Genomic DNA, 8,496 nt, shown 5'->3' with positions numbered 1-8,496 from the left:
CGGGGCGGGGCGGCGGGGGGTGTTCGGGGAGCCGTTCGAGCGGCGGGCGGTGATCTCCGGGGTGGGGCAGTCGACCATCGGGCGGCGGGTCGGGCGGTCGGGGCTGCAGTTGACGATCGACGCCGAGCTGCGGCCGTCGAGGACGCCGGGCTCGGCGTCGGCGACATCGACGGGCTGGCGATGTTCCCCGGCGGCGGTGCGGCGAACCTGCCGGGGTACGCGAACGGGAACCTGTACGAGGTGCAGGACGCGCTGGGGATCGCGACGTCGTGGCGGCAGGGGCAGGTCGAGGGGATGGCGCTGCCTTTCTACGGGGCCGCGCAGGCGGTCGCGACGGGGCAGGCGCGGCACGTGGTCGTGTGGCGGACGGTGAAGGAGGGCAGCGCCGCGCGCGCCGCCGGGGGGCGTCCCGCGTACGGGTCGACCAAGCCGGTGGCGGAGGGGCCGCTGGCGTGGCTGCTTCCGGTGGGGATGCTGTCGCCCGTCTGCCAGGTGGCGCCGTACGCGACCCGGTACATGCACGAGTACGGCGTCACGCGCGAGCAGCTCGCGTGGATCCCGGTGTCCCAGCGCGCGCACGCGGCCCGCAATCCGGACGCGGTGTACCGGTCGCCGCTGACCGTCGAGGAGTATCTCGCCGCCCGGACGATCTCGTCGCCGATGTGCCTGTACGACTGCGACGTCCCGGTGGACGGCGCCACGGCGATCGTGGTGTCGGCGGCGGAGACGGCGGCGGACCTGCGGGCGCCGGTCCGCATCGACGCGATGGCCGGTGTGGTGGAGGGCCGTCCGTCGTGGGAGCAGTGGGAGGACATGGGCCGGGTCGGGCACGGGACGGCGGCGGCGCTGTGGGCGCGGACGGAGCTGCGGCCCGAGGACGTCGACGTCGCGCAGCTCTACGACGGTTTCACTATCGAGGTGGTCTGGTGGCTGGAGGCGCTGGGCTTCTGCGGGACGGGCGAGGCCGGGGACTTCGTGGCGGGCGGGCGGATCGGGCCGGGCGGCGGGCTCCCGGTCAACACGTGGGGCGGCCAGCTGTCCGGCGGACGGCTGCACGCGGCGTTCGGCCACGTGGCGGAGGCCGTCCGGCAGTTGCGGGGGGAGGCCGGGGACGCGCAGGTGTCGGGGGCGGAGGTCTGCGCCGTGACGAACGTCGGGGGTTTCGAGGCGGGCGCGGCATTGCTGACGCGCCGATGACACACAGGGAGGAACGTCCGATGGTGGAACGTCCGGGACGGGTCGAGGGCAAGGTCGCGATCGTGACGGGGGCCGGGTCGACGCCCGGTCCCGGCATCGGGACGGGCAAGGCGACGGCGGTCGTGCTGGCGCGGGAGGGCGCGCGCGTCCTGCTCGTGGACCTGCGTCCCGAGCGGGCGGAGGAGACCCGGGCGATGATCGAGGCGGAGGGCGGGAAGGCGGAGGTGTTCGCCGCCGACGTGACCCGCGCGGCGGACTGCGAGGCGATGGTGCGGGCCGCGGTGGACGCGTTCGGGACGGTCGACGTCCTGGTGAACAACATCGGCCTGGCCTCGCTCGGGACGGTCGTCGACACGACGGAGGACGCGTGGGACCGGGCGTTCGACATCAATCTCCGTACGGCGTTCCTGGCCTGCAAGTACGCGGTGCCGGTGATGGCGGGGAACGGCGGCGGGTCGATCGTGAACGTGTCGTCGATCTCGGCGCTGCGGGGCGACGGGACCGTCGCGTACTCGGCGGCGAAGGGCGGGCTGGTCGCGATGACGGTGGACATGGCGTACTCGCACGGGCGGGAGGGCATCCGGGTCAACGCGGTCGCGCCCGGCCACATCACGACGCCGATGGTGATGTCGGTGTCGGAGCCGGGCGCGCACGCCGACTTCATGAACGCGATGCGGTCGGAGGCGGGCCTGCTCGGGACGGCCGGGACGGGCTGGGACGTCGGCTGGGCGGCGGCGTTCCTGGCGAGCGACGAGGCGCGGTGGATCACCGGCGCGACGCTGCCCGTGGAGTCGGGGGTGCTCAGCGTGACGCCGCTGATGATGGCGCGGCACCTGCGCGGCGTCCCGGAGCCGGGCGAGTAGGCGTCCGCTGTTGCGCGGGGGCGGCGCCCGGCCTACATTAAGTAAGTGAATACTCTCTAAGCTGAGCGGAAGGGTTCCACGCCGATGCCCGACCAGCGCACCGGGGCCGCGATGTGCGAGCGGTACGCCGTCGCCGACGTCGACTCCCACATCATCGAGCCGGCCGATCTCTGGACCTCGCGCGTCTCGTCGAAGTGGGGCGACCTCGTCCCGCACGTGAAGTTCCACGAAAGGCGCCAGGAGGACTACTGGTACATCGGCGACCGGAAGCTGTACGGCGTCGGGGCCTTCGCGCAGGCGGGCTGGCCGGAGTGGCCGCCCTCGCACCCGAAGCGGCTCGCGGACGCGCTCCCGGCCGCCGTCGACCCCAAGGAACGCCTCGCCTACATGGACAAAGTGGGCGTTTACTACCAGGTGATGTATCCGAACATCCTCGGGTTCCACAGCCACCGGTTCCTCAACCAGATGCCGCGCGAGCTGGCGACCGAGTGCGTCCGCGCCTACAACGACTGGATCACCGAGTTCTGCTCGGCGGACGCGCGGCGGCTCGTCCCCATGACGATGCTGCCGTTCTGGGACATCGACGAGTCCGTCGCGGAGATGAGGCGGGCCCACGAGATGGGCCACAAGGGCGTCCTGTTCGCCGCCCGCTACGACAAGGCCGGGTTCCCCCGGCTGATCGACGACTACTGGGAGCCGGTGCTGTCCCAGGCCCAGGAGATGGGCCTCAGCATGAACTTCCACGTCGGCTTCCTGGCGACCGACGACGAACTCAAGGGCGCCGTCGACCAGTCCAAGAAGATCGACTTCACGAAGGAGAGCGCGCTCGTCCTGCTGGGCAACGCGCAGAACATCGCGGAGGTGGTGCTGAGCGGCGTCTGCCACCGGTACCCGGACCTGAAGTTCGTCTCGGTCGAGAACGGCGCGGGCTGGCTGCCGTTCCTCGGCGAGAGCATGGACTGGCAGTGGCTGAACGTCGGCGCGCACAAGGAGTACCCGGAGCGCATGCTGCCGAGCGAGTACATGGCCCGGCAGATCTACGGGATGTACTGGTTCGAGCGGAAGTCGGTGCGGGCGGTGATCGACCAGCTTGAGGACAACCTCATGTTCGAGACCGACTTCCCGCACGCCACGAGCCTGTCCCCCGGGCCGGCGTCGGAGTCGCCGAGCCCGCGGGACGTCATGGAGCGCTCGCTCGGCGGCCTGCCCGAGGAGACGATCGGGAAGGTACTGCAGCACACCGCGACGAAGCTCTACAACCTGGAGCCGCCGGTACGGGGCTGACGGTCCGGACGTTCGGCGCCCGCACCCTGGCGGTGGGGGGCGCCGGCGTTCCGTCAGGTTTCCGTGCGCCCGCCCGGGGCGAAGGTGATCGGCACCGACAGCGGCGCCCGGTTGAAGGTCGAGTGGAAGTCGATGTCGGCGTCCGGCCGCAGCTCGACGCCGTCCAGGCGGTGGACGAGCGCGTCGAGCGCGACGCGCAGGTTCATCCGGGCGAGGTTCGACCCGACGCACCGGTGCGGGCCCGCGCCGAACGCGATGTGGCGGTTGCTCGGCCGGTCGAGGTCGAAGCCGTCCGGGTCCGCGAACTCGGCCTCGTCGCGGTTGGCCGACGCCCAGTAGATGAGGACCTGCTCGCCCTCCTTGATCCGGTGGCCGCCGATCTCCGCGTCGTGCCGCGCCGTCCGTCCGATGCAGACGAACGAGCCGTCCAGGCGGAGCAGTTCCTCGACCGCGCCCGGGATCAGTTCGGGACGGGCGCGCAGCAGCGCGGGGATCTCGGGGTGCGCGCAGAACCGCAGCATCGCCGCGCCGAGCACCCCGGCGGTGGTGTCGAGGCCGCCCATCACCAGGAGCTGGACGGTCCCGACGGCCTCGGCGTGCGTGATCGGGCGGCCCTCGATCTCGGCGCCGAGCACCGCGTCGACGACGTCGCCGCGCGGTCCCTCGGCGCGGCGCCGCTCGATGAACCCGCCGATCCAGCCAGCGAGGGCGCGCAGGCTTTCCATCCGGTCGGGGGCCTGCGGCAGCGACGCCTTCGTCGCGTACCCGTTGACCTCGTCGAGGTCCTCGGCGGGCGCGTGCAGCGCCAGGTCGAAGAAGGCGAGACCGGGGAACGGGCGGGCGAAGTCGTCCATGAAGTCGCATTCGCCGCGCTCGATGAAGCCGTCGATGAGCCGGTTCACCAGGGCGCGGGTGGGCTCCTCCCACGGGGCGATCTTCGCGGGGGTGAAGTGCGCGTTGACCAGCTTCTTGAACGTCCGCTGCAGGGGCGGGTCGATGGTGACCGGGAAGATCTTCATCGACGCGGCCGAGGGGACGTGCGGGACCGTGATGCCCAGCTCGGAGCTGAACGTCCGCCAGTCCTGGGCGATGCTCAGCACGTCCTCGTACCGGCTGGCGACCCAGAAACCGCCGTGCCGGTCGCTGCGGGCGACGGGGCAGCGGGAGCGGGCGCGGGCGAGCGTGGGATGGAAGTCGCGGGCGAACTCCGGCGCGAGATGGTCGAAGTGGTGCTCGACCCATTCGTCGGTGATCGGCCCGCCCGGCTCGGCGCTCGCCATCGGCTCTCCTTCTCTCGGGGTCGGGTGGACGCCGGTCAGGCGCGGATCAGCCGGCCCGGACGGGCGCCCTCGACGTCCGCGCCGCCGGAGCGCGTCGCCGTGCCGTTGACCCACATGTGCTCGACGCCGGTGCTGCGCACGACGAGCCGGTCGGCGCCGCCCGGCTGGTCGTGGACCCGCTCGACGGGCGTCGTCCCGACGGCGCCGGCGTCGAAGGCGACGAGGTCGGCGTGGAAGCCTTCCCGGACGAGTCCGCGGTCGGCGACACGGAACGCCCTGTGCGGGTGGCCGGTCAGCCGCCAGACGGCCTGTTCGAGCGTGATCGCCCCGCGTTCGCGCACCCAGTGGCCGAGCAGGTGGGTGGAGTAGCAGGCGTCGCAGAGCTGGCTGGCGTGCGCCCCGGCGTCGGACAGGCCGAGCAGCGTGCGCTCGTCGGCGAGCAGGCCGCCGATCTCGTCGTCGCCGTCGTTCTCCAGGACGATCCGGAAGCGGGTGGCCATGCCGTCGCTCAGGGCCAGGTCGAGCATCAGGTCGAACGGGGTGGTGCCGCGGTCGGCGGCCAGCCGGTCGAGGGGCACCCCGGCGGCGTCCGGGTGGGCGCGGGTCTCCTCGACGCTGGTCTTGCGCCAGCGGTGGCTCCACGCCGCCAGCGTCGCCGGGCGGGCCCGCTCGCGCCAGGACGCGTCGCGGTACAGGTCCGCGCGCTCGCTCCGGGGCCGGGCGAGCACCTCCTTCCACTCGTCGATCTCGCCGAGCGGGGCGGGGTCGGCCATGGTGACCTGCATGACGATCGGGCGGCACGCGATCTGCGGGTAGACCTCGCCGGGCAGCGCGCGCGCGCTCGACCGCGCGCAGCGCGGCGCCGGGCTTGTCGGCGCGCGCGACGAGCGCGGTCCAGGTGACCGGGACGCCGTAGCGGACCGCGATCTCGGAGAACTGGTCGACGAACATCCCCGGGCCGATGGACACCTGGAGGACGCCCTTGCCCAGCTCGCCGAGGACGGACGCGATCGCGTGGATCTCGTCGTTCTCGGCGAAGCGGCTCGGCACCGGGCGTCCGTAGGCGCCCTGGTGCGCGGGCTGCCGCGACGTGGAGAACCCCATCGCGCCCGCCGCCACGGCCTCGCGCACGATGCCGCGCATCGTCTCGGTCTCGGCGGCGGTCGCGGGGCGCTCCTCGCCGCCGACCGCGAACAGCCGCAGCGGCGTGTGCCCGATGAACGCGCCGACGTTGAGGCGCTTGGCGCGCGCGTCGACGGCGGCAAGGTAGTCGGGGTAGGTCTCGAAGCACCAGTCGATGCCCTCGTTGAGGGCCTCCAGCGACATGCCCTCGACGTTCTCCAGGGTGCGGACGATGACGTCGCGGTGCTCGGGGCGGGCGGGCGCGACGCCGAAGCCGCAGTTGCCCATGACGACGCTGGTCACGCCGTGCCAGCTGGACGGGGTGAGGTCGCCGTCCCAGAGGATCTGCGCGTCGTAGTGGGTGTGGACGTCGATGAAGCCGGGCGCGAGCGTCAGGCCGTCCAGGTCGACGACCTCGGTGCCCGGGCCCGGCGCCAGCTCGCCGGGTGCGCGGACGGCGGAGATGCGGTCGGCCTCGACGGCGACGTCGTGCGGGACGGGCGGGCCGCCGGTGCCGTCCACCAGCGTGGCGCCGCGCAACAGCAGGTCCATCTGCGCTCCGATCGATCGAGACGGGCGGTGAGATCCGGGCCCGGTGGTTGCGTTAACAAGTGAGCCCTCACATACTTAAACGGAGCATAGACGCGGGAGGCGGCATGGTGGAAGACCGGCTGATGTATCGGCGGGAGTTCTTCGTCGGCGGCGGCTGGACGGCCCCGGCGGGCGGCGACCGGCTCGGCGTCGTCTCCCCCTCGACCGAGGAGGTGGTCGGCGAGGTCCCGGTCGCCACGACCGCCGACATCGACCGGGCCGCGGCCGCCGCGCGTACCGCCTTCGACGACGGCCCGTGGCCCCGCACGTCCCCCGCCGGACGGGCGGACGTGCTGGCCCGCGCGGCCGACGCGCTGCGCGAGCGGGAGCGGGACATCGCCGAGATCACCGTCGAGGAGATGGGCTGCGCGATCGGCCAGGCGGCCAAGGCGCAGACCGGCATGGTCGCCGCCCTGTTCGACCACTACGCCGGTCTCGCCCGCGAGTTCGGGTTCGAGCGCGAGGTGACCGCCGGGGACCGGGTGGGCCTGGTGACGAACGAGCCGGTCGGCGTCGTCGCGGCGATCGTCCCGTGGAACGCGCCCGTCACCCTGGCGGCCTGGAAGATCGCGCCCGCGCTCGCGGCCGGGTGCACGGTGGTGCTGAAGCCGCCGCCGGAGGCGCCGCTCAGCAACTTCGTCCTGGCGGAGGCGCTGGCGGAGGCGGGCGTCCCGGACGGCGTCGTCTCCGTGGTGCCGGGCGGCCGGGAGGCGGGCGAGCACCTGGTCACCCGCCCGGAGACCGACAAGGTCGCGTTCACCGGGTCGACGGCGGCGGGCAAGCGCATCATGAGCCTGTGCGGCGAGCGCGTCACCCGCGTGTCGCTGGAACTCGGCGGGAAGTCGGCGGCGATCGTCCTCGACGACGCGACGTGCCGGAGGTGATGCCGAAACTCGTCGGTGCGGCGATGCACCTGTCGGGGCAGGTCTGCGGGGCGCACACCCGGGTGCTGGTGCCGAGGTCCCGGTACGCCGAGGCGGTCGAGGCGGCGGCGGCCGCCGCGAAGGCCGTCCCGGTCGGCGACCCGCACGACCCGGCGACGCTCGTCGGCCCGCTCGTCGCCGAACGGCAGCGCGACCGCGTCGAGGGCTACATCGCGCTCGCGGTGGAGGCGGGCGCGCGCGTCGCGGCGGGCGGCGGCCGTCCCGCCCACCTGCCGAAGGGCTGGTACGTCGAGCCGACGATCCTGGCCGACGTCGACAACTCCATGCGCGTCGCCCGCGAGGAGATCTTCGGGCCGGTGCTGTGCCTCATCCCCTACGACGGCGACGACGACGCCGTCCGCATCGCCAACGACTCGCCGTACGGGCTCGCGGGCGGCGTGTGGACCGGGGACGCGCGGCGCGCGCTGGCGGTGGCGCGCCGGATCCGCACCGGCAGCGTCGCGGTCAACGGGTCCGCGCCGCCGTTCCCGAAGGTGCCGTTCGGCGGGTTCAAGGAGTCGGGCCTCGGGCGGGAACTCGGCCCGGAGGGGCTGCGCGCCTTCCTGGAACCGCGCAGCATCGGGATCGCCGCGCCGTTCCTCGCGTCGGCTAGATGAGCTCTTCACGTGCGGCGACGAACCACGAGCGGCGGAAGAGGCCGTCGTCCCGGTCCGTTCCGGCGAGGTTGTCGTCGAACCACTCGACGCGCGCCCGCAGGCCCGCGATGTCGTCGAAGTAGACCTCGTTCACGGCGTCGTAGGCCCACTCTCCGGACGTCCGGGGACGCGGATGGTTCTGCACGTACGCGCTCCCCCGCACGTCCGCCGGGAGGGCGGTGGCCCCGCCCGTCCCCGGCCGCCCGACCCGGCCCGCGTGCGCCTTCCAGCGCTCGGCGAACTCCGCCGCGGTGAGGTGGTCGGCGCGCAGCGCGAGCGCCATGTGCTTGAACCGCTCGCCGCCGCGCTCCCACCGGTCGTCGAGCCAGCCCGCGCCGCGCAGGACCGCCTCGTCCGCGATGACCACCGGGCCGTCCGGCGGGGCGGCGGCGGTGTCTCGCAGCCACTCCTCGAAGCGCCGCAGGTGGGCGGGGCCGGTGAACCATTCGATGCCGATCCCGTCGTGCCGGACGTCCGGTCCCGTGAACTCCGGCAGCGGCGTGCACACGGCCGCGCGGGCCGGGCGGACGCCCGGCGGCGCCTCCCCCGACGCGGCGGCCGATTCCCGCCAGCCCGCCGC

General features: G+C 73.6%; 6 protein-coding genes and 2 pseudogenes. 4 read left to right on the top strand and 4 right to left on the bottom strand.

Features of this window, described 5'->3' with window-relative positions; genetic code table 11:
* The 3 genes from BJF79_RS25500 to BJF79_RS25490 form a co-directional block, all read left to right on the top strand.
* The coding region (locus BJF79_RS25500) for a thiolase C-terminal domain-containing protein (RefSeq protein ID WP_262402568.1) at positions 1-1,197 on the top strand (1,197 nt) is incomplete at its 5' end.
* A 20-nt stretch (positions 1,198-1,217) separates the two neighbouring features.
* Entirely contained in the window at positions 1,218-2,060 is an 843-nt protein-coding gene (locus BJF79_RS25495) for an SDR family NAD(P)-dependent oxidoreductase (RefSeq protein ID WP_075901094.1), read from the top strand.
* An 84-nt stretch (positions 2,061-2,144) separates the two neighbouring features.
* On the top strand, positions 2,145-3,344 hold the full coding sequence (locus BJF79_RS25490; protein ID WP_083733881.1) for an amidohydrolase family protein: 1,200 nt from the start codon (positions 2,145-2,147) through the stop codon (positions 3,342-3,344).
* A 53-nt stretch (positions 3,345-3,397) separates the two neighbouring features.
* On the opposite strand, the gene BJF79_RS25485 is transcribed toward BJF79_RS25490, so the two are convergent.
* The 3 genes and pseudogenes from BJF79_RS25485 to BJF79_RS67275 form a co-directional block, all read right to left on the bottom strand.
* On the bottom strand, positions 3,398-4,624 hold the full coding sequence (locus BJF79_RS25485) for a cytochrome P450 (RefSeq protein ID WP_075901092.1): 1,227 nt from the start codon (positions 4,622-4,624) through the stop codon (positions 3,398-3,400).
* 35 nt (positions 4,625-4,659) lie between these two features.
* Entirely contained in the window at positions 4,660-5,397 is a 738-nt protein-coding gene (locus tag BJF79_RS61580) for an amidohydrolase family protein (RefSeq protein ID WP_262402567.1), read from the bottom strand.
* A 238-nt stretch (positions 5,398-5,635) separates the two neighbouring features.
* Positions 5,636-6,298 (bottom strand): annotated as a pseudogene (locus BJF79_RS67275) (amidohydrolase family protein); the annotation flags it as partial.
* A gap of 104 nt (positions 6,299-6,402) precedes the next feature.
* Between BJF79_RS67275 and BJF79_RS25475 the strand changes: the two are divergent.
* Positions 6,403-7,877, top strand: a pseudogene (locus BJF79_RS25475) (aldehyde dehydrogenase).
* On the opposite strand, the gene BJF79_RS25470 reads toward BJF79_RS25475, so the two are convergent.
* On the bottom strand, positions 7,870-8,496 hold a 627-nt coding region (locus BJF79_RS25470; RefSeq protein ID WP_075901090.1), incomplete at its 5' end, for a hypothetical protein. The pseudogene BJF79_RS25475 and the gene BJF79_RS25470 sit on opposite strands and share 8 nt — an antisense overlap.

The organism is Actinomadura sp. CNU-125, from assembly GCF_001942465.1.
Taxonomy (GTDB): Bacteria; Actinomycetota; Actinomycetes; order Streptosporangiales; family Streptosporangiaceae; genus Spirillospora.
The sequence above is the reverse complement of the archived record's forward strand: the minus strand, read 5'-3'. Positions and strand labels throughout refer to the sequence as shown.